At 45.6% G+C, this 24701-nt stretch carries 22 protein-coding genes; 14 read left to right on the forward strand and 8 right to left on the reverse strand.

Annotated elements, in window-relative coordinates; genetic code table 11:
- Position 1: 1 nt before the first annotated feature.
- From ACSX1A_RS17255 to recJ, 4 genes are all read left to right on the forward strand, one after another.
- Positions 2 to 1303, forward strand: a complete 1302-nt coding sequence (locus ACSX1A_RS17255; RefSeq protein WP_439880890.1) for a hemolysin family protein — start codon at positions 2 to 4, stop codon at positions 1301 to 1303.
- Between the two features lie 76 nt (positions 1304 to 1379).
- The gene (locus ACSX1A_RS17260; RefSeq protein ID WP_439880891.1) at positions 1380 to 3491 is read left to right on the forward strand and encodes a SurA N-terminal domain-containing protein; all 2112 of its coding nucleotides are present in this window, start codon (positions 1380 to 1382) and stop codon (positions 3489 to 3491) included.
- Between the two features lie 129 nt (positions 3492 to 3620).
- A complete protein-coding gene (locus ACSX1A_RS17265; RefSeq protein ID WP_439880892.1) occupies positions 3621 to 5438 on the forward strand; it encodes a tetratricopeptide repeat protein in 1818 nt (605 codons plus the stop codon).
- Between the two features lie 227 nt (positions 5439 to 5665).
- The gene (gene recJ / locus ACSX1A_RS17270) at positions 5666 to 7372 is read left to right on the forward strand and encodes a single-stranded-DNA-specific exonuclease RecJ (RefSeq protein WP_439880893.1); all 1707 of its coding nucleotides are present in this window, start codon (positions 5666 to 5668) and stop codon (positions 7370 to 7372) included.
- Between the two features lie 47 nt (positions 7373 to 7419).
- Here recJ and ACSX1A_RS17275 read toward each other — a convergent pair whose 3' ends face one another.
- A complete protein-coding gene (locus ACSX1A_RS17275) occupies positions 7420 to 8232 on the reverse strand; it encodes a glycoside hydrolase family 25 protein (protein WP_439880894.1) in 813 nt (270 codons plus the stop codon).
- Positions 8233 to 8428: 196 nt separating this feature from the next.
- On the opposite strand from ACSX1A_RS17275, the gene lptB reads away from it, so the two are divergent.
- Together lptB and ACSX1A_RS17285 are read left to right on the forward strand one after the other, a co-directional pair.
- Positions 8429 to 9160: an LPS export ABC transporter ATP-binding protein gene (gene lptB, locus ACSX1A_RS17280; protein WP_439880895.1), complete on the forward strand. Its 732-nt coding sequence runs from the start codon at positions 8429 to 8431 to the stop codon at positions 9158 to 9160.
- Positions 9161 to 9271: 111 nt separating this feature from the next.
- A complete protein-coding gene (locus ACSX1A_RS17285; protein ID WP_439880896.1) occupies positions 9272 to 10756 on the forward strand; it encodes a GH3 auxin-responsive promoter family protein in 1485 nt (494 codons plus the stop codon).
- A gap of 79 nt (positions 10757 to 10835) precedes the next feature.
- On the opposite strand, the gene ACSX1A_RS17290 is transcribed toward ACSX1A_RS17285, so the two are convergent.
- From ACSX1A_RS17290 to gltX, 3 genes are all read right to left on the reverse strand, one after another.
- Entirely contained in the window at positions 10836 to 11603 is a 768-nt protein-coding gene (locus tag ACSX1A_RS17290) for a TIGR00266 family protein (protein ID WP_439880897.1), read from the reverse strand.
- A gap of 92 nt (positions 11604 to 11695) precedes the next feature.
- Positions 11696 to 12058, reverse strand: coding sequence for a hypothetical protein (locus tag ACSX1A_RS17295; RefSeq protein ID WP_439880898.1), 363 nt, complete (start codon positions 12056 to 12058; stop codon positions 11696 to 11698).
- 131 nt (positions 12059 to 12189) lie between these two features.
- Positions 12190 to 13731: a glutamate--tRNA ligase gene (gene gltX, locus ACSX1A_RS17300; protein ID WP_439880899.1), complete on the reverse strand. Its 1542-nt coding sequence runs from the start codon at positions 13729 to 13731 to the stop codon at positions 12190 to 12192.
- 192 nt (positions 13732 to 13923) lie between these two features.
- On the opposite strand from gltX, the gene ACSX1A_RS17305 reads away from it, so the two are divergent.
- Both ACSX1A_RS17305 and ACSX1A_RS17310 read left to right on the forward strand, forming a co-directional pair.
- Positions 13924 to 14949, forward strand: coding sequence for a YihY/virulence factor BrkB family protein (locus ACSX1A_RS17305; RefSeq protein WP_439880900.1), 1026 nt, complete (start codon positions 13924 to 13926; stop codon positions 14947 to 14949).
- Between the two features lie 297 nt (positions 14950 to 15246).
- Complete coding sequence (locus ACSX1A_RS17310) at positions 15247 to 15534, forward strand: hypothetical protein (RefSeq protein WP_439880901.1); 288 nt, start codon at positions 15247 to 15249, stop codon at positions 15532 to 15534.
- A gap of 50 nt (positions 15535 to 15584) precedes the next feature.
- Here ACSX1A_RS17310 and ACSX1A_RS17315 read toward each other — a convergent pair whose 3' ends face one another.
- Positions 15585 to 15965, reverse strand: a complete 381-nt coding sequence (locus tag ACSX1A_RS17315; RefSeq protein WP_439880902.1) for a RidA family protein — start codon at positions 15963 to 15965, stop codon at positions 15585 to 15587.
- Positions 15966 to 16012: 47 nt separating this feature from the next.
- On the opposite strand from ACSX1A_RS17315, the gene ACSX1A_RS17320 reads away from it, so the two are divergent.
- On the forward strand, positions 16013 to 16690 hold the full coding sequence (locus ACSX1A_RS17320; RefSeq protein WP_439880903.1) for a 3-hydroxyacyl-CoA dehydrogenase family protein: 678 nt from the start codon (positions 16013 to 16015) through the stop codon (positions 16688 to 16690).
- Between the two features lie 115 nt (positions 16691 to 16805).
- Here ACSX1A_RS17320 and glmS read toward each other — a convergent pair whose 3' ends face one another.
- From glmS to ACSX1A_RS17335, 3 genes are all read right to left on the reverse strand, one after another.
- The gene (gene glmS / locus ACSX1A_RS17325; RefSeq protein WP_439880904.1) at positions 16806 to 18641 is read right to left on the reverse strand and encodes a glutamine--fructose-6-phosphate transaminase (isomerizing); all 1836 of its coding nucleotides are present in this window, start codon (positions 18639 to 18641) and stop codon (positions 16806 to 16808) included.
- 67 nt (positions 18642 to 18708) lie between these two features.
- Complete coding sequence (locus tag ACSX1A_RS17330) at positions 18709 to 20088, reverse strand: DUF4270 family protein (protein ID WP_439880905.1); 1380 nt, start codon at positions 20086 to 20088, stop codon at positions 18709 to 18711.
- Positions 20072 to 20884: a glycogen/starch synthase gene (locus tag ACSX1A_RS17335; protein WP_439880906.1), complete on the reverse strand. Its 813-nt coding sequence runs from the start codon at positions 20882 to 20884 to the stop codon at positions 20072 to 20074. Before ACSX1A_RS17335 ends, ACSX1A_RS17330 begins: the two co-directional genes overlap by 17 nt.
- A gap of 135 nt (positions 20885 to 21019) precedes the next feature.
- Here ACSX1A_RS17335 and panC point away from each other — a divergent pair, with 135 nt between their 5' ends.
- The 5 genes from panC (at position 21020) to ACSX1A_RS17360 (ending at position 24540) form a co-directional block, all read left to right on the forward strand.
- Positions 21020 to 21865, forward strand: a complete 846-nt coding sequence (gene panC / locus ACSX1A_RS17340; RefSeq protein ID WP_439880907.1) for a pantoate--beta-alanine ligase — start codon at positions 21020 to 21022, stop codon at positions 21863 to 21865.
- Between the two features lie 100 nt (positions 21866 to 21965).
- Complete coding sequence (gene panD, locus ACSX1A_RS17345; RefSeq protein ID WP_340408865.1) at positions 21966 to 22313, forward strand: aspartate 1-decarboxylase; 348 nt, start codon at positions 21966 to 21968, stop codon at positions 22311 to 22313.
- 9 nt (positions 22314 to 22322) lie between these two features.
- Positions 22323 to 23366 (forward strand): lysylphosphatidylglycerol synthase transmembrane domain-containing protein, encoded by a 1044-nt coding sequence (locus ACSX1A_RS17350; RefSeq protein WP_439880908.1) that lies wholly within the window; start codon positions 22323 to 22325, stop codon positions 23364 to 23366.
- The gene (rfaE2, locus tag ACSX1A_RS17355; RefSeq protein WP_439880909.1) at positions 23353 to 23841 is read left to right on the forward strand and encodes a D-glycero-beta-D-manno-heptose 1-phosphate adenylyltransferase; all 489 of its coding nucleotides are present in this window, start codon (positions 23353 to 23355) and stop codon (positions 23839 to 23841) included. Before ACSX1A_RS17350 ends, rfaE2 begins: the two co-directional genes overlap by 14 nt.
- An 18-nt stretch (positions 23842 to 23859) precedes the next feature.
- Positions 23860 to 24540, forward strand: a complete 681-nt coding sequence (locus tag ACSX1A_RS17360) for a zinc metallopeptidase (RefSeq protein WP_439880910.1) — start codon at positions 23860 to 23862, stop codon at positions 24538 to 24540.
- Positions 24541 to 24701 lie beyond the last annotated feature (161 nt).

Genomic DNA, 24701 nt, shown 5'->3' on the forward strand with positions numbered 1-24701 from the left:
CATGATAGACCCCAGTCAGATCATATTGCTTTTTGTAGCGTTGCTGTTATCAGCCTTTTTCTCAGGTGTGGAGATGGCTTTTGTGGCGGCCAACAAAATTCAGATAGAACTGAGTGAAAAAAATGGCGTGCTTTCCGGAAGAATACTTTGGCATTTGCTGCAGCGCCCGGCACGCCTGCTAGGCACCACCCTTATCGGCAATACGCTGGCGCTGGTACTATATGGTTTTGCCATTGCGGGAGTCCTCAACGAATTGCTGCAGCTTTATCTGCCCGAGCAGCTTCAGCTCAACATCCTTATACTCTTGCTGCAGATTATCATAGCTTCGGTGGTTGTGCTGCTAACCGCAGAGTTTTTGCCGCGCAGCCTGTTTGCGATCAACCCCAACCGCATGCTACAGGTGCTGGCGGTGCCCATTCTGATTTTCTATTACCTGCTTTACCCGGTAGTGTACATGATAGTGGGCTTGAGTAAGTGGATGGCAGAGAAAGTGCTGAAAATTGAGTTTTCGGAGGAGAATCCCGTTTTTGGCTTTACAGACCTCAATGCCTACATCAAAAATCATCTTTACCACCCTGAGCAGGAAAACGCCCCGGAAGTGGACCCGCAAATATTTCATAACGCGCTGGAGTTTAAAACCGTGAAGGTGCGGGAGTGCATGGTGCCCCGGACCGAAATTGAGGCCGTTGAGGTAGGAGATCCAATTGAAGAGTTACGCGGGAAGTTCGTGCAAACCGGCCACTCCAAGATCTTAGTATACGACGACACCATAGACAATATTGTAGGCTACTGCCACCAGTTGGATATGTTTAAGCAGCCTGAAAGCATAGCAGAAATACTTTCACCGGTTAGTCTTGTTCCGGAAAGTATGCTGGCCAGTGAGTTATTCGTGAAGTTTGTATCAGAGCATCGGAGCGTGGCGGTGGTAGTGGATGAATTTGGTGGTACATCTGGCATAGTTACTGTGGAGGATGTAATTGAGGAAATTTTTGGTGAGATCGAGGATGAGTTTGACGTGAATGAGGCGTTGCTGGAGCAGGTGATGGCAGATAAAGGCATTTACCTCCTGAGTGCCCGACACGAGATTGACTACCTGAATGATAAGTATGAATTAGATCTGCCTGAAGGTGATTATGAAACGCTTGGTGGACTTATTTTTTCAGTTTTCGGAGAAATTCCAACTCCCGGTGACGAGGTAGAAGTGCCTCCTTTTCACATCACAGTCCTTTCTATGGACGATAACCGCATCAATGCTGTTAAGCTGGTTAAAAAAACAGAGAATCAAGCAGATGCAGAATTATAAACAGGAGCGCACAAAATTTTGAATTTTAGCGCGATTAACCTTATTTTGCACAATCCTTTTATAAGTTAAATAAAGAATGGCATTAATTAACAAGATTAGAGAGAAGTCTGGTTGGGCTGTAGGCGCCATTGCCCTGGGGCTCGGTATATTTGTTGTCGGCGGTGACCTTTTGGGTCCTAACTCAAGACTTTTGGGTAACGATGCGAATGTTATTGGCGAAATAGCCGGCGAGGAGATTGCGTACGATGAGTTTGATGCATCGTTCCAGCAGATAAAAGCTAACTACGAGAACCAGGTAGGCCGTACGGCTACAGAGGGTGAGTTGGCCATGCTGCGTGAGCAGGCTTGGAACCAGCTAATCTTTAAGATTGCCTTACAGAAAGAATACGAGCGTTTGGGCATAGCCGTATCAGAAGACGAATTAGTTGATATGGTACAGGGCAATAATATTCACCCGGCTGTAAAGCAGGCGTTTGTTAACCCTCAAACAGGAGAGTTTGATCGTAATCAGGTGGTGCAGTACCTGCAGAACCTTGACCAGATGGGGCCTGAAGCACGTCCGATGTGGGCTAACTTCCAGCAGGGCATCGTGGCTGATCGCATTCAGTCTAAGTATGCGAACCTGCTTTCTAAGTCAGTTTACATTACCTCAGTGGAGGCAAAGCATTACTATAATGCGATGAACTCAGCAGCCAGTATTAAGGCCCTTTTTGTGCCTTATGCCACAATTGCTGATTCTACTGTAGAGGTAACGGATGCTCAGCTGAAGGACTACTTAGAGCGAAATAAAGACCTTTACAAGGTAGAGGATGGTCGTTCTATTGAGTATGTAACCATTCCGGTAAGTGCTTCTAAAGAAGATAGTACTTATTATAAAGAAGAGATCGGTACACTGGCACAGCAGTTTGCATCGGCTACAAACGATTCGGCCTTTGTTTATGCAAACTCGGATGCTCCTTTCAATGGTAACTACCAGAACCCTGGCGAACTACCTGAGGAGTTGCGCAAGCAGCTTCCGCTACAGGAAGGAAAGGTATATGGTCCTTATACAACACAGGGAACAATGGCCCTTTATAAAGTGATGGATGCCAGACAAGGAGATGTAAGTGCCGTAAGAGCAAGCCATATCCTTATCAGGCCGGAAAATGACACACCAGAGGCTAAGGCAGCTGCTAAAGCAAAAGCACAGGATGTGTTGAACCAGATTAAAGGTGGCGCTGACTTCGCTCAGATGGCTACACAGTATGGTTCAGATGGTACAGCTTCTGTAGGAGGCGACCTGGGTTGGTTCCCTGAAGGACAGATGGTGGCCCCATTTGATAAAGCAGTGTTCAATGCATCTGGCACGGGCTTACTGCCAAATCTGGTTGAAACAGATTATGGCTATCATATTGTAAAGGTTACGGAGCCTAAAACAAATCAGCAGTACCAGATTGCTGCAGTTCAAAGAGCTGTTGAGCCAAGTGAATCAACACGGGATGCTGCTTATGCCGTGGCGGATGAACTGTCAGGAACCAGCGGAAGCACTACAGAATTCAATGAAAATATAGCCAAGAATAAATCTTTGGTTAAAGAAGAAGCTGTAAACATAGGTAAAAACAATATCCTTGTAAACAACTTGAACAATGCTCGTGAGCTGGTTGGTTGGGCTTATTCAAAAGATACGGAAGTAGGTGATGTTTCACCTGTTTTTGAAATTGAAGATCAGTTTGTGGTTGCCACTCTAACAGGAAAGCGTGAAAAAGGCTATGCGAAAGTGGAGGACATCAAAGATGAACTTACTGCCGCTGTCCGTAATGAGGTGAAGGCCCAGCAGGTTATTGAGAAGCTAAAAGGGCAGAAGGGATCAATTGATCAGATCGCTGCCAGCTATGGTCCGAATGCTATCGTAAAAACAGCTGATAACGTTACTCTTGCTTCTGCAGCCGTACCAGGCCTGGGAGTTGAGCCAGTTGCTATCGGTAAGGCTTTCGGCATGAAGCCGGGTACAACCTCTGCTCCATTCGAAGGACAGAACGGTGTGCTGATAGTTGAGCTGTTAAGCTTGAACAAAGCTCCTGAAATCAATGATTTCTCTAACGTGAAAGAGCAGATACGTGCTACTAAAGCTGGTAATGTTGAAAGCAAGGCGTTTGAGGCGATCAAGGAGAAAGCCGATATCAAAGACAACCGCGTAAGATTTTTTTAATCATCCCCGCGTAATAAACGACAAAAGAGCCGCTCCTGACAGAGCGGCTCTTTTGTCGTTTATGCGTATATTCATTTTAGAGAGGCATGGTCATATCAACTGTTACCCTAATCCCGTTTTAGAAATAAGATGCTAAAAAAACTGACTCATACTTTACTGCTGTGGCTGCTGTTATCTGTTGCAGCACCTTATGCCATGGCACAAACCCAGGAGCTTGAACTGGCGCGTGAATATTATAACCAGGGAGACTATACCAAGGCAGAGAAGATGTATGAGAAACTGATTAATGAGCCAAGGCTTTTTCAGGTGGTTTACCCGGATTACCTTAAAATATTGTTAGCCCAGCGTAACTATAAAGAAGCTGAGAAACTCGTAAAGAAAACAATAAAACGCAATCAGGACATCCCCACGTATGAGGTAGACCTGGGGAAAGTATACTTAGCTGCAGGAGATAAGTCTGCGGCAGAGAAGCAGTTCGATAAGCTTTTAGAGCAGATGAAGCCTGCAGAAGTTATTGCAGTTGCCAATGCTTTTGTTCAAAACGAGTTATTTGACTACGCAGAGAAAGCCTATTTAAAAGGCCGTACGCTTGCCGGGAACCAGTTAGAATATAACCGCCCATTAATTGCCCTCTATACTTACCGGCAGAAGACGGAAAGCCTTATTCCGGAAGTGCTTAACTTGTTGCAGGTGGATGAGAATGAGCTGGGATATGTCCAGAACATGTTACAGAACAGCCTTCGTGAAGAAGCGGCACTTGATGCACTGGAGAAGGAGCTTATTCTTCGGGTGCAGCAAAACCCGGATAAGTTGGCCTATAATGAGTTGCTGATCTGGCTATACATACAGCGCCGCGATTTTTATGGTGCGCTGATGCAGGCCCGCGCAGTTGATAAGCGCACGCGTAGCGGGGGAACACGTGTGATGGAACTTGGTACGATCAGCCTCAGAAACGACGACTATCAGGGGGCCATTGAAGCTTTTGAGTACATAGTTAAAGAGTATCCGGAAGGCCCATACTACCTGCTTGCCCGCCAGAAACTGATACATGCCCGTGAGGCACAGGTGCAGAATACCTTCCCAGTAAATAAAGACAACATCAGGGCGCTTATAGCAGATTATGAAGCACTTTTAACCGAGGTTGGAAGATCAGCACAGACAGTTGAAGTACTGCAGCACATGGCAGGCTTATACGCTTTTTACCTGGATGATAAAGAAAAAGCCATAGAGCTACTGCAGGAGGCTATCAATATGCCCCGTGCAAATGCTAATTTAATAGCAGAAAGTAAACTTACCCTGGGAGACATATATTTACTGAAAGGAGAACCCTGGGAAAGTACGCTGCTATACTCCCAGGTAGAAAAATCTCATAAAGACACGCCCATAGGATACGATGCTAAATTGCGCAATGCCAGGCTTAACTACTACAAAGGCGATTTCGAACTGGCACAGGCCCACTTGGATATACTAAAACTGGCCACCAGCCGGGAAATAGCAAATGATGCCATGGACCTTAGTCTGCTCATCACAGATAACACCGGCCTGGATAGTTCCACTGCAGCTATGGAAGAATATGCTGCTATAGAACTGCTGGTATTTCAGAATAAAATGGAGGAAGCTGTGACAGCTCTGGATGCGTTGCTAAAGAAATACCCCGGGCACAGCCTTACCGACGAAATATACTTCCAGAAGGCAAACATCTACGAGCGGATGGGCAAGTTTAAAGCGGCCGTTGATAACTTACAGAAAATAGTAGACAATCCGCAGTACGACATTTTAAGCGACGACGCTTTGTACCGGATGGCCTACATTTATGAAGAAAACTTAAAGGATAAGGAAAAGGCGCAGCAGTTGTATAATGACTTACTGGTGAAGCATAAAGGCAGTATTTATGTAGCGGAAGCCAGGAAGCGTTTCCGTAAACTGCGTGGAGATGTTGTAAACTAAAAGCCCTTTAGTCGCCGAAGAAGATAACTAGTATAAGTATAAAAACAAGAAAGAAGCCGTACATGATAATGTCCAGCGAATAGTTTTTATACTTTTCAAAAATTTCTCTGAATCGTTTCACGATCTGCTCTGTTCTACTTCTACTGCAAAGATACTGTTACTGCAAAGATACTGTTTTTATTTTTAGCTACCTTTGCAGCAAGTTTACCCGAAGTAAAGCAGAAGTTATGGATAAAAGGTGGGTTTATGTAAAAGAGGCACCAACTGAGGTGGTAGAAAGGCTTGCACAGAGCCTTAAAATAAGCCCTACTCTTGCCGGCATCCTTTGCCAACGCGGTCTTTGCACTTTCGAGGATACCAAAAACTATTTCCGTCCTTCTTTTGAGCATCTGCACGATCCGTTCTTAATGAAGAATATGGATAAGGCAGTGGACCGGATAAACGAAGCATTACACCGGGGTGAAAAAATACTGGTGTATGGTGACTATGATGTAGATGGCACTACCTCTGTAGCCCTGATGTATGGTTTCCTGCGTAATTACACCCACCAAATAGATTTCTACATTCCGGACAGGTACAAAGAAGGGTATGGCGTATCGCAGCAAGGTATTGACTGGGCTGCCGAAAATGGTTTTAGCCTGATCATTTGCCTGGACTGCGGCATAAAATCAGCAGACAAAGTAGCTTATGCCTCCAGCAAAGGCATTGACTTCATTATTTGTGATCACCACTTACCAGATGAGGACATTCCGCAGGCAGTGGCTGTGCTGGATCCGAAGCAAATAGACTGTGCTTACCCCTACAAAGAACTGTCGGGCTGCGGAGTGGGTTTTAAGCTGATTCAGGCATTTTGCTATCAGAACGATATTGATCAGGGAGAAGCATACAAGTTGCTCGACCTGCTGGTAGTTAGCATAGCCTCTGACATTGTTCCGATCACAGGGGAAAACCGTATTCTGGCTTATTTTGGGCTTGAACATCTGAACGGGCCGCAACCAATGCGTCCTGGCTTGGATGCTCTGAAAGAACTGGCGGCAATTACCGGCGACATGGATATTACCAGCATCGTGTTTGGTTTTGCGCCACGCATAAATGCGGCAGGGCGTATGGGTGATGCCAAAAACTCAGTTCGGATGCTGCTCGCCAAAACCAAGGAAGAAGCCTTTAAAATGGCAGACATCATAAATGAGTCTAATAAAGCCCGACGCGACAAAGACAGCAACATTACCAAAGAGGCGCTTCAGATGATAGAGGAGGACGATTTTTTGCGTAGTGCAAATTCCACCGTACTCTTTAAAGACAACTGGCATAAAGGTGTAATTGGCATCGTTGCTTCTCGGTGCATAGAGAAATACTACCGGCCTACTATTATCCTGACACAATCAAACGGCAAAGCATCGGGGTCGGCACGCTCAGTGCATGGCTTTAACGTGCATAGTGCCATCGAGAGTTGTTCCGATTTGCTGGAGCAGTTTGGGGGGCATATGTATGCAGCTGGCCTGACACTCCCTGTAGAGAATATCCCGGCCTTCAGAGCACGTTTCGAAGAAGTAGTGGCTAACACCATTACCGAAGAGCAGAAGATACCACAAATAGAGATAGACTCTAAAATTGAGCTGAAACAGATCACCCGTAATTTTTATAATATTCTACGCCAGATGGAGCCATTTGGCCCAGGCAATCTAAAGCCAGTGTTTGAATCGGAGTGCGTGTACGATACGGGCAGCGTGCGTATTGTTGGTGACTCACACCTGAAGCTGAATTTAACCCAGGATGGTTTTCACAGAATAGATGCCATTGGTTTCGGGCTAAGCGACTACTACAAAGCTATTTCAAAGGGGATCCCGTTTGATGTGTGCTACACCATAGAAGAGAACATTTACCGGGGCATCATTACCTTACAGCTCCGGATAAAAGACATCAGATTAAAATAAGAAAGGCTCCTAAAGGGAGCCTTTCTTATTAATGGGTTTATATTTTATTAAGGTCTGGGGTACATGTGCTTTAACTGCTGCAAAGGGCTTTCGAGGGGGTTGCTCGATACAGGCAGGCAAAGCTGCGCCAGCGTTTCGAAGTCGCCGGCAAAAAAGTTGACATCCACTGCGGAGTTTATACCACTGATATTGCCACGGTCTGTATATTGCCAGAACATCCAGCTGTCTGTATGATGTACTTCTGGTTCAACAGGGCTGTAGCGTGCAATCCAGAAATGATAATCCGGGAAGTGGCCCAGCAGGTAACGTCGGTAATAATTTTGGCTGGTATAAATAATTGGTTTTACACCATAGTGTGCCGAAACAGCTTCCAACCAGGTTTTAACGCTTTTCCGAAGCTGCTCCGCAGATACTTTTGGATCTGATACTTCAATATCGAGTACAGGGGGCAGGTCTCCGGGCTCCATGTTTACGGTGCTTATGAAGAGGTCTATCTGCCCCTGAACAGGTGCTTCCGGCTTAAAGAAGTGGTATGCACCACGCTTTATTCCATGTCTTTTTGACTCCTCCCAGTTACGTTCAAAGAAGGGGTCTAACCTATAGTCACCCTGTGTCGCTTTAACAAAGGCAAACTTCACGTCAGCCTCCCTCACCAGCGACCAGTCTACTTCTTTCTGCCACCGCGAAACATCAATCCCTTTGATAGCCTCACTGTTATTATTAAGTGCAACTTTTGGTTCGTTGTTTACAAGTGGTGTTGTGGTGGGCGTACCGGTTTTAAAGCCAGTATAACCGGCAATTAGCAAGAAACCGGTTACTGCAAGCTTTTGGCCAGCGGAAATAAGTAGAGTAAAAGGCATAAAGTTGATAGAAGTTATAAGCGTGGTATCAAATTATATACTTATAATGATTTACACAACTCTTCATGATAAGGTTTATACAGATTGTTAGTAAATTTTTAATAGTGGAATTCTAATATAATCTTCTGAAGTCCAGATGCTGACCCAAAAAATATGTACGTTGCAGGATGAGGGCTTTATGTGTAATTTAGCAGCAATGATACTGAGAGCAGAACACCTGATCAAAAAATATAGATCGCGCACCGTTGTAGACGATGTAAGCGTAGAGGTTAACCAAGGAGAGATAGTTGGTTTGTTAGGGCCAAACGGTGCCGGTAAAACCACTTCTTTTTATATGATTGTTGGGCTGGTAAAGCCAAACACCGGTAAAATTTTCTTGGATAGAGAAGATATCACCAGCCTGCCGATGTATAAGCGGGCGAAGAAAGGAGTGGGGTATCTGGCGCAGGAACCATCGGTTTTTAGACAACTTACCGTCGAAGAGAATATTCTGTCGGTGCTTGAAATGACCAATATGCCTAAGCAGGCACAGCGCGAGAAGGTAGAGGAGCTGCTGGAAGAGTTCTCGCTTACGCATGTGCGTAAGAACAAAGGCATTGTACTGTCAGGGGGGGAACGCCGCCGGACTGAAATTGCCCGTGCCCTGGCTGTTGACCCAAAATTTGTTTTGCTGGATGAACCCTTTGCCGGCGTAGACCCAATTGCGGTAGAAGAGATCCAAAGTATAGTTGCCAAGTTGAAAAGCAAGAATATTGGCATTCTGATCACAGATCACAACGTAAACGAAACACTTTCTATCACAGACCGTGCTTACCTGCTTTTTGAGGGCAAGATACTCAAGGCTGGTACTGCCGAAGAACTGGCAGCCGATGAGCAAGTGCGCCGCGTTTATTTGGGTAAGCACTTCGAATTAAAGCGGAAAATATAAAATCAACTTGTTATATTACAGGTCGAAGCACTTCACAGTTCCGTACAAGGTGCACGTTTAATCGTTAAGCTATCCAAATTGGAAATAATTAACTCGATAGTGACGTGGGTAATGAAAAAACGGATCCATGACATTGATCTGTTTCGGAAGTACCCGCATGAGGTGCAGGAGGAGCTTTTCCACAGCCTGATCAGCAAAGCCAAGGGCACAGAGTGGGGCAGGAAATATGGTTATGTTGATGGATTGTCTGTGCGTGAGTTTCAGGAGCGTGTGCCAATCAGTACTTATGAAAATCTCTACCCATACATAGAGCGGGTAATGAAGGGAGAGCAGAACCTGCTCTGGCCAAGTAAGATTGATTGGTTTGCTAAATCTTCCGGCACTACCAACGCCCGCAGCAAATTTATTCCTGTAAGCCCTGAGTCTTTAGAAGACTGCCACTACAAGGGTGGTAAAGACATGCTTTCCATTTACGTCAACCTCTATCCTGAAACAAAATTGTTTACCGGTAAGGGACTATCGATAGGAGGGAGCCATCAACCCAGTGAGTTAAACCCAAAGGTTTCCTGTGGAGATGTTTCGGCGGTAATTATACAGAACCTTCCTATTTGGGCTGAAGCCATTCGGACTCCACCGCTTAAAATCGCATTGATGGATAAGTGGGAGGAGAAGATCGAAAAGATGGTAGAGGTGACGGTACAGGAAAATGTAACCAGCCTGAGCGGGGTTCCTACCTGGACCTATGTACTGCTGAAGCGCATACTGGAGGTAACAGGTAAAAACAACATCCTGGAAGTATGGCCCAATCTTGAGCTGTTCACCCATGGAGCTGTCGCCTTTGGCCCTTATCGTAAACTCTTCCGAGAGATCATCCCATCAGATAAGATGAATTACCTGGAGGTATACAATGCTTCTGAGGGCTTCTTTGGCATACAGGATCAGCGTGGAACCGAAGATGAAATGCTGCTTATGCTGGATTATGGGGTTTACTATGAGTTTATTCCCATGGACCAGTTTGATGAGGAGCAGCCAAAGACATTAACCTTAGATCAGGTAGAGCTAGGCAAGAACTATGCATTGGTAATTTCGACGAACGCGGGTTTATGGCGTTACAAAATAGGCGATACCGTCCGTTTTACCAGCCTAAGGCCTTATCGAATTAAAATTTCCGGCCGCACAAAGCACTTTATCAATGCCTTTGGCGAAGAAGTGATCGTGGAAAATGCCGAAGCAGCAATTACAAAAGCATGCCAGGCTACAGATGCCGTTATAACTAATTTTACGGCCGCGCCTGTGTACATGGAAAGTGAAAAGCGCGGCGGACATGAGTGGTTGATAGAATTTGAAAAAAAGCCAGGTAATTTACAACAGTTTATACAAGTGCTCGATGATTCGCTTCGGGAGATAAATTCTGATTACGATGCTAAGCGGCAGAATGATATAGCCCTGAAAGAGCCGGTAGTGCATGCGGTGCCACAAGGCACCTTTATGAACTGGCTGCGCGACAAAGGTAAATTAGGCGGCCAGAACAAGATACCGCGGTTAAGTAATACACGCGAATACCTGGAGGAGATAATGGCAGTAAATGGCTTATAGGAAACAGCAGGGCCGGCATGTATACACGTGCCGGCCCTGCTCTTTAAACTTATCGTTATTCTAAGAAGTGTAGCGACCTCTACTCCATAAAGCTGCTGAACATGCCACCTTCTTTATTGGCGTTCTCACCACGCGGCATAAGTGCTTCTATCAGCTTCTTTACCGGCATTGACTGCAACCAAACTCTACCGGTGCCGCGAAGGGTAGCCAGAAAGATACCTTCCCCGCCAAATATCATCGACTTTAAACCTCCGGCACGCTGAATGCTGAAATCAATACCTTCTTCAAAGGCAACCACGCAACCAGTGTCTACGCGCAGTGTCTCGTTGTTCAGTTGCTTTTCTACTACTGTGCCACCGGCGTGTATAAAAGCCTTGCCGTCGCCTTGCATGCGCTGAAGTATAAAGCCCTCGCCCCCAAAGAAACCAGAGCCAAGGCGCTGGTTAAAGTGTATGCTTAGCTTGGTGCCTAAGGCAGCAGCCAGGAAAGCATCTTTCTGTGCGATCAAAGAATTATTCCGCGTGGTGCTGAGGTCGATTGGGAGAATAGACCCCGGATAAGGAGCAGAGAAAGCAACACGGCTCTTGCCATGTCCTCTGTGCGTGAAGTGCGTCATGAACAGCGATTCACCCGTTATAAGGCGGCTGCCTGCTGAAACCAGTTTTCCAAAAAAGCCCTGCCCCGGATTAGAGCCATCACCCATTTTTGCCTGGAAATCGATGCCCTCTTCCATGTAAACCATAGCGCCGGCTTCGGCAATTACTGTCTCGTTCGGGTCGAGCTCTATCTCCAGTACCTGTATGTCGTTGCCAAAAATTTTGTAATCTATCTCGTGTGAGTTTCCCATAGTTTTAATTGAGGTTAGTGTCAGTAGTAAGATAGCTAAAATCTTAAGAAAAAATAAAGCGTGAATTCACTAGAGGCATTGCTGAACAGCTCTTAATCCTCTTCATCCTCCTCATCGTCTTTGCTTTTCTTGCGGCGTGCCTTAGGCAGTTTTTCTTCTTCCTCTTCATCCGATGCTCCGCTGGTGTTTCTAACGAAATCCTCATCCGTTTCCTCTACTTCTTCGCCTTCTTCTATATGATATTCCTCTTCTTCACGTTTTGCTTTTTCGGCAGCGTCACGCTTCATAAGTTTCTTATCGTCCACGTTCTTGTTCAGAAACTCATTGATCCTGTCGATGCTATAGTTAGAGATGATCTCACCATGTTCATTCACCTTTATTTCAAAGCCTTCCAGGTCTTTATGTACGCGCGACTTTTTCTTGCTGCTTTTGCTCTCTTTTTTATTCTTAGCCATGATTTTCGTGTTAATACCTTCTGATGTATAAGCACTTGAGGCTAAATTGTTGCAGATTGAGCTGAAAGAGGGCAAAATAAAAAGGCTAACCGTACTGGCTAGCCTTTTTATACTTTAACCTGATGCTATGCTTATGCAGTAGTATACTGGCTTAATTTCTCAATGGCGGTTTCGATGCGCGAAGCTGTCTCCTCCTGTCCGATCACTTCAATAATGTGCATCAGATCCGGGCCAGCCTCTGCACCGGTCACGGCTAAGCGTAGAGCCTGCATTACCTGGCCAAGCTTCATGCCATGGCGCTCCAGGATAGCAACTAACAGATCTTTAACTGTATCAGCATTGAAGTTCTGCAGCGAGGACAACTCATTTTTGAAATCCTCAAAAACAGCAACCGACTGGCTGTTCCACTTCTTGGAAGCAACTTTCTCGCTATATTCAGTTGGGGCAACAAAGAAATACTCGGCTTCTTTCCAGAAATCCTGCGGAAAGCTTACGCGCTCCTTCATCAATCCGGCAATTTTCTCTGCTTTCTCCTGTGTGGTGGTAATGTTATGCTCCTCCAGTGCTTTGATCAGGTAACCTGCTAACTCGCTGTCGGGCTTGGCGCGCAGGTACTGCTCGTTAAACCAACGTGCTTTCTGAATATCAAAACGGGTACCTGACTTACCAATACGCTCTACAGTAAACTCCTGGATCAGCTCATCCATCGAGAACATCTCCTGCTGCGTACCTGGGTTCCAGCCCAAAAAGGCAAGGAAGTTAGTAAAAGCTTCCGGTAAGTAGCCGCTTTCACGGTAACCTGAAGATACCTCACCCGTGTTTGGGTCTACCCAACGAAGCGGGAACACCGGGAAACCTAACTTATCACCATCACGCTTGCTTAATTTACCATTGCCATCCGGCTTTAACAGCAGTGGCAGGTGTGCAAACTCAGGCATGGTATCTTCCCAACCTAAGTAGCGGTATAGCAGCACGTGTAGCGGCGCTGATGGCAACCACTCCTCCCCACGGATCACGTGTGTGATCTCCATCAGGTGGTCATCTACAATATTTGCCAGGTGGTATGTTGGCATGCCATCGGATTTCATCAACACTTTATCATCTATGGCAGAAGAGTGTACCATTACCCATCCACGGATCATATCTTTGAGACGAACTTCCTCTTTGCGTGGCACTTTTAAACGGATAACGTAAGGGTCACCGGAATCAAGGCGCTTCTTTACCTCGTCTTCTGGCAGCGTTAACGAGTTTTTCATCGTCATCCGTGTAATGGAGTTGTACTGCGGTGTGGCTACCTTGGCAGCCTTCAAGCGCTCACGCATCTCCTCCAGCTCTTCAGCAGTGTCGAAGGCGTAGTAGGCATGGCCACTCTCGATCAGTTGCAGGGCATACTGCATATACATCGGTTTGCGCTCCGACTGGCGGTATGGGGCATAAGGGCCACCTTTCCATGGGCTTTCGTCCAGCTCAATGCCAGCCCACTCCAGCGACTCGCGTATATAGTCCTCAGCACCTGGCACAAAACGGTTCTGGTCTGTGTCTTCGATGCGTAATATCATTTTGCCACCTGTTTTACGGGCAAGCAAGAAATTGTAAAGGGCAGTGCGCACACCACCAATATGGAGAGGCCCTGTCGGGCTCGGTGCAAAGCGTACTCTAACTTCTCTTTCCATGTATAGTTCTCGTAGTCAAATCTTTCAATTCAGGCACAAAGGTACAAAATTAACTATCTATTCGGTAACACTAATAGCAAGCATCTGTTTATACCAGAGCAGGTGCTTAGTGCTACAACGGAACTCAGTCAAAATAAACATAATCAGAGAATTGCGTATCTGCTAAGTAAACAAATCAAAGCCAGCTGATATATGGTACGAAAACGCTTGTGGATGACCTGGGGACTGCTGAAAGAAGCTTACCTGGAGTTTATAGATAACAACTCCTTTCAGAAGGGAGCTGCACTGGCGTATTACACTATTTTTTCGCTGCCTCCTATGCTCATCATTATCATAAGTGCGGCGGGCTACTTTTTTGGGGAACAGGCAGTGTCCGGGGAGATATACTTTTACATCAAAGAGCTGATCGGCTCAGAGGGAGCATACTCTGTGCAGAAAATGGTGGAGAACGTAAATGAGTTTGGAGATTTTAATATTGCGGCTCTTGTTGGTGTTATAGCCTTATTTATTGCTGCCACGGGTGTTTTCATTTCACTGCAAAACTCCCTGAACGAGATTTGGTATGTTAAGCCAGTACCGAAACGCGGCTATCTTAAGCTTGTACTGGACAGGGCGTTGTCTTTCGGCATGATCCTGATAATTGCCATCATCCTGCTTGTTTCTTTAATGGCTGACACTATCCTGGTTGCTATCGGAGATTTTCTCACAGCGCGGTTTTCCGGGTGGGTAATATACGTGTTGCATGCCACAAATTTCCTTTTTGCTTTTGTACTGATGTCTTTCCTGTTTGCCTGTGTGTATAAATTTCTGCCCGATGCCAAGATAAAATGGCGGGATGTGGGGGTGGGTGCCTTTGTTACGTCGCTGTTGTTTGTGCTTTTCAGAGGGTTGATAGGCTTCTATCTTGGCAAGAATGATGTGGGTTCTGTATATGGTGCGGCGGGATCTATCATTGTTATACTTACCTGGGTTTTCTTTACCTCACAGATCATCTTTTTCGGTGCTGTGTTCACGTTTGTGTACTCCCGCAAGTATGGCTTCAATATCTATCCTGCCGACTATGCCGTGCGTGTGATACGGCAGGAGGTAGAGGTAGGTAATTCAGCCGTTAACGCCGAGCCAGGCAAGCATGAGAAAGAAGTGTATGGTGAGTTGGAAGAGGAGGAAGAGCCGACAATTACTGATGAGGGCGAAAAGCATGGGGGAGCGAATATTTAAAGTTTAACAGTGATACTTGCAGCCGCCCTTGCAGCGTGTTTTCACCAGCAAGCATAATAGCCGCTGAAGTGTAACTGTTGGTGAGAACACCAACAATGGCAGAAAGGGGAACTGGCAGTGGAATTTACCTTTTATTGTACGAATTAACTCATGCTAGAAGGATGTCATAAATAGCATGCTTATTTATACTCTGTACGCTGATAGCTGGTAGCTTGCAGCCACAGGCTATCTGCCCCACAGTATTCTAGTTACAGCAAAGGTGGATACAGCTGGCAATGGCTTAAGAGCAGTACGCTAATGCCTGATAGTGCGTGGGTTACAGTTAAGGTCAAAGATGAAGAAGGAGGGAATGCTCCTATGCCTTTGACCATAGTTTATGGTTGCCAAAAAATGCAAACACAGCAAAAGCAGGCCAGCTTTAAGGTTAGGCGATTAGATAACAAGCACCAGTTAAAAGTAGCTGCTCTAGGCTACTTAACAGTAGAAACCATGCCTTTTGATTTTAGTAAGGGTGATTCTGTTGTCGTTGACTTTGTATTAGGGGAAGATGACAGGCCACTCGTAAACTGTGAGGGCATACATTAGAACGAGAAAATCAAAAAGCCTCCTGAATGGGAGGCTTTTTTGTTAAAAAACTACTTAGTCGCGATGCAGGAAATCTCCACATTTACATCCTTTGGCAGGCGGCTCACCTCCACGGTTTCGCGGGCAGGAGGATTGCTTGTAAAATAGCTGCCGTAGGTCTCGTTGATCTTGCCAAAGTTGTTCAGGTCTTTTACGAAGATGGTGCACTTTAACACGTTGCTGAAGTCCATGCCGGCTTCTGAAAGTATAGCCTGCAGGTTCTGCATTACTTTGTGCGTTTCGTTCTCGATGCTGTCGTTCACCAGGTTTCCGCTGTCGGCATCCAACGCGATCTGCCCCGATACGTAAAGAGTGCCGTTAGCTAGGGTTGCCTGGCTGTAAGGCCCGATAGGGGCAGGTGCTTTAGAAGAGTTGATGATGGTATGTGCCATAGTAGATTCTTTTAAATGTGTATATTTACCATCAAAAGTACAGAAATATGCATATAGTTGTTTTGTCTGGCCCCGAAATGGCCGCCGAATTCCAGCAGAAGTTTCCGGAAGGGAAAGAAGGTATAACCTATACTTTTTTGCACAGCCACAGCCTGCTGGACGAGCAACTGAACCCCTCTGATGTGGTGTTTGATTTTTTGCTGCATGAGCAGCCGGAGCGGTTAAGCCTTTATGCACCGGAGCAGGTCGTGTTCTGTAATGCTGCCACTGTGCAGCTCGCTTCGCTGGTTCATCAGAATGATCTGGAGGAGCCATGCACCTTAATTGGGTTCAATGGCCTGCCTACGCTCTTTAACAGACCCGTGCTGGAAGTTAGCCTTTTGCATAGTGGCTGTGAGGCTAAATTGAAAGAAGTATGTGATGCCCTTGGTACAGATTATTTAGTTGTTGATGATAGGGTAGGTATGGTAACGCCACGCATGATCTGTATGATCATAAATGAGGCATTTTATACTTTGCAGGAAAAGACTGCCAGCGTAGAGGATATAGACCAGGGCATGAAGCTTGGAACCAACTACCCTAAAGGTCCTTTTGAGTGGGCACGCCAGTTAGGCATTGAAAATGTATATAAGGTACTGCAGGCAGTATATGAGGACACGAAAGAAGAAAGGTACAAAGTATGTCCACTGCTGAAGACGAAGTATTTAAAAGGAGAGGCTGTTTAATACCAGCAGCTTAGTATGTAAAAACGAGAGCGAAAACGCTGACGAAATAAATTTTTAATCAAAAAGAAAAAGGGAGCCTTTCAGCTCCCTTTTTCTTTTTGCTATTTTTTTAATATTACTCTACAGTAACAGACTTAGCCAAATTACGAGGCTGATCTACGTTACAACCGCGCATTACCGCAATGTGGTAAGAAAGCAGTTGAAGCGGGATAACAGACAGAAGCGGCATCAGGTGCTCACTTGTTTCCGGTATCTCAATCACGTAATCCGCCATTGATGGGATAGTAGTATCACCTTCCGTTACGATAGCGATAACTTTACCTTTACGTGCCTTTACTTCCTGTACGTTAGATACGATCTTTTCATACGAGCTGTCTTTAGTAGCAATTACTACTACTGGCATCTGCTCGTCAATCAAAGCGATCGGGCCATGTTTCATTTCAGCAGCAGGGTATCCTTCCGCGTGAATGTAAGAGATCTCCTTTAACTTAAGTGCGCCTTCCAAAGCAACCGGGAAATTATAGCCGCGGCCCAGGTAAAGGAAGTTTGTCGCATTTTTAAATACCTCAGAGATCTCAACGATCTGATCATTCAACAGCAGAGCTTTCTCCACTTTTGCCGGAATGTTTTCCAGTTCAGCTATCATCTGGCGCAGTTTAGTGGTTTCGAGTGCACCACGCTTGCTGCCGATGATCATGGCAATAATAGTAAGTACGGTTACCTGAGCTGTGAATGCCTTAGTACTTGCTACACCGATCTCTGGTCCGGCATGGGTATATGCACCGGCATCAGTAGCACGGGCAATTGAAGAGCCAACTACGTTACAGATACCAAAGATCGTAGCACCCTTAGATTTAGCCAACTCAATGGCAGCCAGTGTATCTGCTGTTTCACCAGACTGTGAAATAGCAATTACAATATCTTTCTCGGTAATGATCGGGTTGCGGTAACGGAATTCAGAGGCATATTCAACCTCAACAGGTACGCGGGCAAGATCCTCGATCAGGTATTCGGCCACCAGGCCTGCGTGCCAGGATGTACCGCAGGCTACAATAATGATACGCTCTGCGTTGGCAAACTTATTCTCATACTCACGTACCCCACCCATCATCAGGTGGCCGCTTTCTGCTATCATACGGCCACGCATGCTGTCCAGGATAGAGCGGGGCTGCTCGTATATCTCCTTCAGCATGAAGTGCTCATAACCTCCTTTTTCAATAGACTCAAGAGCCATCTCAAGGCGGTGTACGTATGGTGTCTGTTTTACATCTTCCTTAGAGCGAATTTCCAGCTCGCCGTTATTAATAACAGCCAGTTCGAAATCGTTCAGGTAAATCACATCATTTGTATATTCAATAATCGGAGTAGCGTCAGATGCAAGGAAATATTCTCCTTTGCCAACACCTACAACTAAAGGACTACCTTTACGTGCAGCTATCAGTTGGTTAGGGCTGTCCTGAGAAAGCACAACGATGGCGTAAGCTCCTACAACCTCATGCATTGCCAGGCGTACTGCCTCCGGCAAAGTGCAGTTGTTGTTCACCCTGATGTCTTCGATCAGGTTAATAAATACCTCTGAGTCAGTATCTGAATCAAAAGTATGGCCTTTTTCTATCAGGAGCTTCTTTAAAGAAGCATAGTTCTCGATGATACCATTGTGAATAATGGCTATATTTTTAGAAGTAGAGTAGTGCGGGTGCGCATTTATATCGTTAGGCTCACCATGTGTAGCCCAACGTGTATGGCCCATACCAATGTTACTATGTGTGTCTTTTTCTGAAATAAAGGCTTCCAGTTCCGCAACCTTGCCTTTTTTCTTGTAAACACTCAAACCTCCATTCATTAGAGCGATACCGGCACTATCGTAACCTCTGTACTCTAACCTTTTAAGTCCTTTGATAATGATTGGGCAGGCTTCTCTATGGCCTACATATGCTACAATTCCACACATATTTTATACTTATAAAAAACAATAGGTACCCGCAAAGGTACCTATTTATCTTAAAAACTTTAAATATCTAGTTAAGTTTTGAGTAGTATACTACCAGCTTCACTTTGTTGCTTGGCGTATTGCTGATGATGGCTCTGTATGGCCTCACTTCCTGAGAAATCTGGGCTGAACCATTTTGGTTTGCCGTAACAGTGGCCGGAGCCAGCAGCAATCCATCATTAGGCTTCTTATCCAGAAGCATCGCCTGGAAATAATTTGTGATATCCAGTGTATACCTGTTTCTGCTTGGGTCATACATCAGAGGAGCCGGGAAAGCAGTGCTCTCTAAAACACCAACGCGGTTCTGTTGTACTGCGAGCGGGCTGCCAGTTACACCTCTAAGTATGCGATTGGTATTGTTCGTCTGGTAAAGCACCAATTGCGGCGGTGTTGGCAGGAACGAAGACGAAGCCGCCTTGACCGGTATAATTAATTCTGCCCTGTTAATGATCACGTTCTGATTAGCCTCCTTAAATTTCTGGAGATATGGGAACGTTAACTTGGTCAGGAGCTGTGTATTGTTCTGTATATAGCTTTCCCCTCCGGTCTGGCTGGCTGGCAAAAACTCAGTATTCTGATCCAACTCAGCAATGGCCGTACCTGTTCGGTCAGCTTCAAATTTTGTGAAGTAGCTTACTGCACTTGACTGGGCAAACCTGAAGATATGCTTTTTCTTCTCAGTACCATTTTTGTAGTGCAGTACAAGTTTTGTGCTGTCAGCAATTAAGTTAAGTGCCAGAATACTAGCCGGGTCTCCATCTGGTACAATAGCTAAGCCTTTCAGAAACTTCTCGAAGTTTTCCTGTGTGGCAAGTGGTGTACCACCAGACTGGGCCACTAACTCATTTGCAAGACTCTTGTCAAAACGAATCTTTATAAGCTTTTCTGCAGCCGTTGAATCTTCAAAAGACTTCTTTTTTTCCAATATCTTAGGCACCAAGGTAACAGATCCTAAAGGTGTTGTTCCCCGGGCTAAAGAAGAGTTAGTGAAGTAAGATGATTTTTCATCAAAATTCTCTGTTAAGCGATACACCTTAAAGGAAACAGGCTTGTTCTTGTCTCCGAAGATTCTGCTATAATCAAGGGTAAGAACCAACGAGTCAGCAACAGGGTTTTCACCAAACGTTAAGGCAGCCCCACCAAGGCTAACTTCTGTAAAAGTAGTAGCCTTTAAAGTGCCGAACACAGGGTCAGCTAATTTGCCTGCCTGAGTCGGAGGTAGTTTAAACGACAGGATTGAGTCGGTTAAAAGTACCGTGCCGGTATTAATAGTGATGGTATCTGTAAAATCGGTGCCTATTTGGTTCTCATCCTGCAGATCGATCCCGATTTCAGTAGGGTCTTCACAAGATGCAAGGGTGGCGATGGAAAAGAAGAATAATAAAAATCTTCTAACGGCTAAGTTCATTATACAGGTTATAGTAAGAGTCTAACAGGGTGTCGTCGGCGCTAACAGTATTGATGCTATTTGTTTGCATATACTCGTTGAAAAGCGCATCGATATTCTCGCTAAAGTTTTCGTTCGTTTTAATAACAGAATCAGCATACTCCATACCGATCTTGATAAAGCTGTCTAAGTCTGCTGACTTTAGGTTTTCCAGCATACTGTCTTCAATGTCCAGCATTTTAACTTTCTCCAGCAGGTTGCCGTCAAACTTATGCTTATAGTTATGGTTGTACACTGTAAACATCGACTTGGAGTCCTTAAAAATAGGATCCTTTTTGTAGGTAGTTTTCAGGTACATAGGTATTAAACCTGTCATCCAGTCGTTGCAATGTACAATGTCTGGTGCCCAACCAAGCTTTTTAACAGTTTCCAGCACGCCCTTGCAAAAGAAGATAGCACGCTCATCGTTATCCTGATGGAATTTATTGTTCTTGTCAACGAAAACGGATTTTCTGTGAAAATAGTCTTCGTTGTCAATAAAATAAACCTGTAATTTAGCATTAGGGATAGAAGCCACCTTAATTACCAGCGGTTTCTCATCTTCACCCACCGCAATGTTAATACCCGACAGGCGAACCACCTCATGCAAACGATTCTTACGCTCGTTTATCAGGCCGAACCGCGGAACAAAGATACGGATCTCCATTCCCCGTTCTTGCATACCTTGTGGCAATGTTTGTAAAAACTCTGCTACTTTAGTGGTTTGTAAGAAAGGATTGATCTCGGTGGCGGCGTATAAGATTCGCAATTTAGACATGATATGTAGTTAAAATTAATAAGCAACAGTAATGGGACGTGCAAAATTAGTATTTTTTATTCTAATTTTCAATTTTATGCGTTATAACTTACATTTGCCGGCTTACTGCAGGTACTACTTAAAGCAAGCCATTAAATGGAAGTAATAAAGCAGGTTAGCACCATCCGTGAAAAGGTGCAGGCACTACGATGTGATGGCAAGCGCATTGGCTTTGTGCCCACAATGGGTGCTTTGCACGAGGGGCACCTGCAACTGCTGCGCGCTTCTGCCAGCGAGAATGACGTAACGATCTGCAGTATATTTGTTAACCCCACACAATTCAACAATCCAGACGATTATAAACTGTATCCCCGCACGATAGAGCAGGATATCGAGCTGCTGAAAACAGTAGGCTGCGACTATCTTTTTGCCCCGGTTGCGGAGGATGTATATCAACAACAGCCGCTTCTTCAATTTAGTTTCGGCTCACTGGAGACTGTAATGGAGGGTGCGCACCGGCCCGGCCACTTTAACGGGGTGGCTATTGTGGTAAGCAAGTTATTCCACTTTGTGCAGCCGCACCGCGCTTATTTCGGGCAAAAAGACCTGCAGCAGGTTACCATCGTAAAACAACTGGTGCAGGGGCTAAGCTTTGACCTGGAGGTGGTGAGCTATCCAACCATCCGGGAGGAGAGCGGCTTAGCTATGTCGTCCAGGAACAAGCGCCTGACAGACAAACAGCGCCAACTTGCAGCAGGGTTGTACCGAGCGTTGCAATTAGCCAAAAGCCACTTGACTATTAAGCCGGTAAGCACCATTAAAGAAGAAGTTAGTGCCTATTTAAATACCCTTGATCAGGTAGAACTGGAGTACTTTGAGGTGGCTGATGTAAATACCCTTCAACCGGTAGATGATTTGACTGGGGTGCAGGAGGTGGCACTTTGCCTGGCGGCCAATGTAGGACCGGTACGTTTAATAGACAATATTCTGGTGAATTTATAGCCGATGTAATTTGTTGCCCCAACGCAGGCAATACCTAAGAGGCTTTGGTAGCTAATCTGCTGGCAATTGTCTAACTTTGCGCTTTATTACAAGACAAACCATGTATATTGAGGTTTTAAAATCCAAAATCCACCGTTGCAAGGTAACACAGGCTGAGCTACACTATGTAGGCAGCATCACGATTGACGAAGATCTGATGGATGCCGCCAACGTTGTGGAGAATGAAAAAGTACAGATCGTTAATATCAACAACGGCGAACGCTTCGAAACTTATGTGATAAAAGGAGAGCGTGGTACTGGTACTGTTTGCCTGAATGGTCCGGCAGCTAGAAAGGTACAGGTAGGCGATATCGTGATCGTTATTTCATACTGCAGTATCAAGTTCGAAGACGCCAAAAGCCATACTCCTACACTGGTGTTTCCGGATCAGCATAATCGCCTGGTCTAATTCTCCTGCATGAAAAAACTGCTTTCGGTTCTGAAATACGCGTTCCTGTTAGGCATATCAGCATTTTTAATGTGGTATGCTCTGAAAGAACTTGATTTTCAGAGAATGTGGGCAGAGCTTAGAAATGCAAACTACATCTGGGTAGGCATTTCGTTAGTGATGGGGGTGGCGGCATATGTAAGCCGGGCTTATCGCTGGCACATGCAGATAAAGCCAACCGGCTATAACCCTTCTCTCATAAATACCTATCGCGCTATGATGGTTGGCTACCTGGCCAACCTGGTGTTGCCGCGTATGGGCGAAGTGGTGCGGTGCACTATATTGAAGCGTACAGACAAGGTGCCTGTGAACACTGGCTTTGGCACCGTGGTAGCAGAGCGCTTCATTGATATGCTCATGCTTTTGCTGGCAGTGGGCCTGACCTTTCTGGTTGAGTTTGACCGCATCCGCGACTTTTTTCTGGGCCTTTTCTCTACAAAGTATGCCAGCCTGGAGTATACCTTAAGCTCACTTTACTGGGTACTGTGGGTATTTATCGGTGCAGCGGGATTTGCTGTACTTCTAATACTTAAATACCTTAAAAGGCTACAGCAGCACACCTATTTTAAAAAAGCTGTAAGTTTTTTTAAAGGAATGCTGGAAGGAGCTTTGAGTGTTACTAAACTGGAGAACCAAACTGTTTTCTGGGGTCACACCGTCTTTGTGTGGCTGATGTACTACTGCATGAGTGTAGTCGTGCTGTTGGCACTTCCGGCCACGAGCAACCTTGGCTGGGGCGCCGGTTTGTCAATACTGGTTGTTGGTACACTGGGTATGGCAGCGCCTGTTCAGGGTGGTGTAGGGGTATATCATTTATTGGTACAGTCTACGTTACTACTATACGGAGTGCCTAAAGAGGCAGGAATGGCCTATGCGCTGTTGGTGCATACCTCGCAAACACTTTTAGTGGTTTTAATGGGGGTGCTCAGCTTTGCGGCTAGCATGCTGCAACAGTCCCGTTCTTTTGCCGCACAGCGGACACACCTGAATTCCTCAAAGCATGAACTCAAGTAATAAAATAATGGCCCTGCCGCAGCTGCAGGAGCAGCTTGGCAAATGGCGGAGCCAGGGGCAAAAGATAGTATTTACCAACGGGTGCTTCGACCTGCTGCACCTTGGGCATGTGGATTACCTGGAAAAAGCACGACAACTTGGCGATAAGCTGGTGCTCGGACTCAATACGGATGCGTCTATAAGTCGTATAAAGGGGCCGAGCCGCCCCCTGCAGGACGAATTGTCACGCGCACGCGTTATGGCATCCCTTTTGTTTGTTGATGCAGTAGTGCTCTTCGATAACGATACACCGCTGGAGCTGATCAAAGCCGTGCAGCCGGATATACTGGTGAAAGGTGATGATTACAACGTGGAGCAGATCGTGGGGCACGAGGTGGTAATGGCAAGTGGCGGAGAAGTGAAAACAGTACCGCTGGTAAAAGGTTATTCTACTACCAACATTGTTAGAAAGATTGAAGAAACTCAAAAACATTAATTAAGCATAAATAAAGCCATGATAGGAATATATGTTATAGGTATAGCCTTTATGCTGATAAGTATGGCCGTTAGTGCCCGCTTAAAAAGCAAATTTAAAGAATACTCCCAAACGCCCCTCAGTTCAGGGCTTAGTGGCCGCGAAATAGCAGAGATGATGCTGCGCGATAACGGGATTACAGATGTAAAGGTAATGTCTGTAGCCGGTCGTTTGACAGACCATTATAACCCTGCAGATAAAACGGTAAACCTGAGCGAATACGTGTACGAAGCAAGGAGCGCAGCCGCTGCTGCCGTAGCTGCTCACGAATGCGGTCACGCAGTACAACATGCCAAGGCCTATGCCTTCCTTAAGTTCCGTTCTGCTATGGTGCCGGCATTAAGCATCGCTTCCCGTTACATGCAGTGGATCATCCTGATTGGTATCCTGATGATACAGACGACGCCTGTTCCGCTCGCGATCGGTGTGGCGCTGTTTGGCCTTACAACGCTTTTTAGCTTTATAACGCTGCCAGTAGAATTTGATGCCAGCAAGCGAGCCCTTGCCTGGATCGATCAGCGCGGTATTGTAACGAAGCAAGAACACGGGATGGCAAAAGATGCGCTAAAATGGGCAGCCTTAACGTATGTGGTAGCTGCACTTGGCTCATTAGCTACCCTGTTATACTATGTGTCCTTGTTGATGGGCCGCCGGGATTAATGTGTCTTCTAAAAGTATAATTATAAACGCTACCTGCCTACCTGTGCAGGTAGCGTTTTGTTTTTAAAAGGTGCGATGTTGTACATGTTGGGTAAGAATACAATTTTATACTTGTATTAATATTCGGCAGGCATAACAATTATTAGAGAGATAGGTTGATT

This window comes from Pontibacter sp. MBLB2868 (assembly GCF_051904785.1).
Classification (GTDB): domain Bacteria; phylum Bacteroidota; class Bacteroidia; order Cytophagales; family Hymenobacteraceae; genus Pontibacter.

Bases quoted from the DNA above. Each gene is read 5' to 3' on its own strand.
- ACSX1A_RS17290 (WP_439880897.1), bottom strand. From the start codon at position 11,603: ATGGGAAACTCACACGAGATAGATTACAAAATTTTTGGCAACGACATA.
- gltX (WP_439880899.1), bottom strand. From the start codon at position 13,731: ATGGAAAGAGAAGTTAGAGTACGCTTTGCACCGAGCCCGACAGGGCCT.
- ACSX1A_RS17295 (WP_439880898.1), bottom strand. From the start codon at position 12,058: ATGGCTAAGAATAAAAAAGAGAGCAAAAGCAGCAAGAAAAAGTCGCGC.
- ACSX1A_RS17260 (WP_439880891.1), top strand. From the start codon at position 1,380: ATGGCATTAATTAACAAGATTAGAGAGAAGTCTGGTTGGGCTGTAGGC.
- lptB (WP_439880895.1), top strand. From the start codon at position 8,429: ATGATACTGAGAGCAGAACACCTGATCAAAAAATATAGATCGCGCACC.
- ACSX1A_RS17285 (WP_439880896.1), top strand. From the start codon at position 9,272: ATGAAAAAACGGATCCATGACATTGATCTGTTTCGGAAGTACCCGCAT.
- ACSX1A_RS17265 (WP_439880892.1), top strand. From the start codon at position 3,621: ATGCTAAAAAAACTGACTCATACTTTACTGCTGTGGCTGCTGTTATCT.
- ACSX1A_RS17330 (WP_439880905.1), bottom strand. From the start codon at position 20,088: ATGAACTTAGCCGTTAGAAGATTTTTATTATTCTTCTTTTCCATCGCC.
- panC (WP_439880907.1), top strand. From the start codon at position 21,020: ATGGAAGTAATAAAGCAGGTTAGCACCATCCGTGAAAAGGTGCAGGCA.
- ACSX1A_RS17350 (WP_439880908.1), top strand. From the start codon at position 22,323: ATGAAAAAACTGCTTTCGGTTCTGAAATACGCGTTCCTGTTAGGCATA.
- ACSX1A_RS17305 (WP_439880900.1), top strand. From the start codon at position 13,924: ATGGTACGAAAACGCTTGTGGATGACCTGGGGACTGCTGAAAGAAGCT.
- ACSX1A_RS17320 (WP_439880903.1), top strand. From the start codon at position 16,013: ATGCATATAGTTGTTTTGTCTGGCCCCGAAATGGCCGCCGAATTCCAG.
- ACSX1A_RS17255 (WP_439880890.1), top strand. From the start codon at position 2: ATGATAGACCCCAGTCAGATCATATTGCTTTTTGTAGCGTTGCTGTTA.
- ACSX1A_RS17315 (WP_439880902.1), bottom strand. From the start codon at position 15,965: ATGGCACATACCATCATCAACTCTTCTAAAGCACCTGCCCCTATCGGG.
- ACSX1A_RS17360 (WP_439880910.1), top strand. From the start codon at position 23,860: ATGATAGGAATATATGTTATAGGTATAGCCTTTATGCTGATAAGTATG.
- recJ (WP_439880893.1), top strand. From the start codon at position 5,666: ATGGATAAAAGGTGGGTTTATGTAAAAGAGGCACCAACTGAGGTGGTA.
- ACSX1A_RS17310 (WP_439880901.1), top strand. From the start codon at position 15,247: ATGCCTGATAGTGCGTGGGTTACAGTTAAGGTCAAAGATGAAGAAGGA.
- ACSX1A_RS17275 (WP_439880894.1), bottom strand. From the start codon at position 8,232: ATGCCTTTTACTCTACTTATTTCCGCTGGCCAAAAGCTTGCAGTAACC.
- rfaE2 (WP_439880909.1), top strand. From the start codon at position 23,353: ATGAACTCAAGTAATAAAATAATGGCCCTGCCGCAGCTGCAGGAGCAG.
- panD (WP_340408865.1), top strand. From the start codon at position 21,966: ATGTATATTGAGGTTTTAAAATCCAAAATCCACCGTTGCAAGGTAACA.
- ACSX1A_RS17335 (WP_439880906.1), bottom strand. From the start codon at position 20,884: ATGTCTAAATTGCGAATCTTATACGCCGCCACCGAGATCAATCCTTTC.
- glmS (WP_439880904.1), bottom strand. From the start codon at position 18,641: ATGTGTGGAATTGTAGCATATGTAGGCCATAGAGAAGCCTGCCCAATC.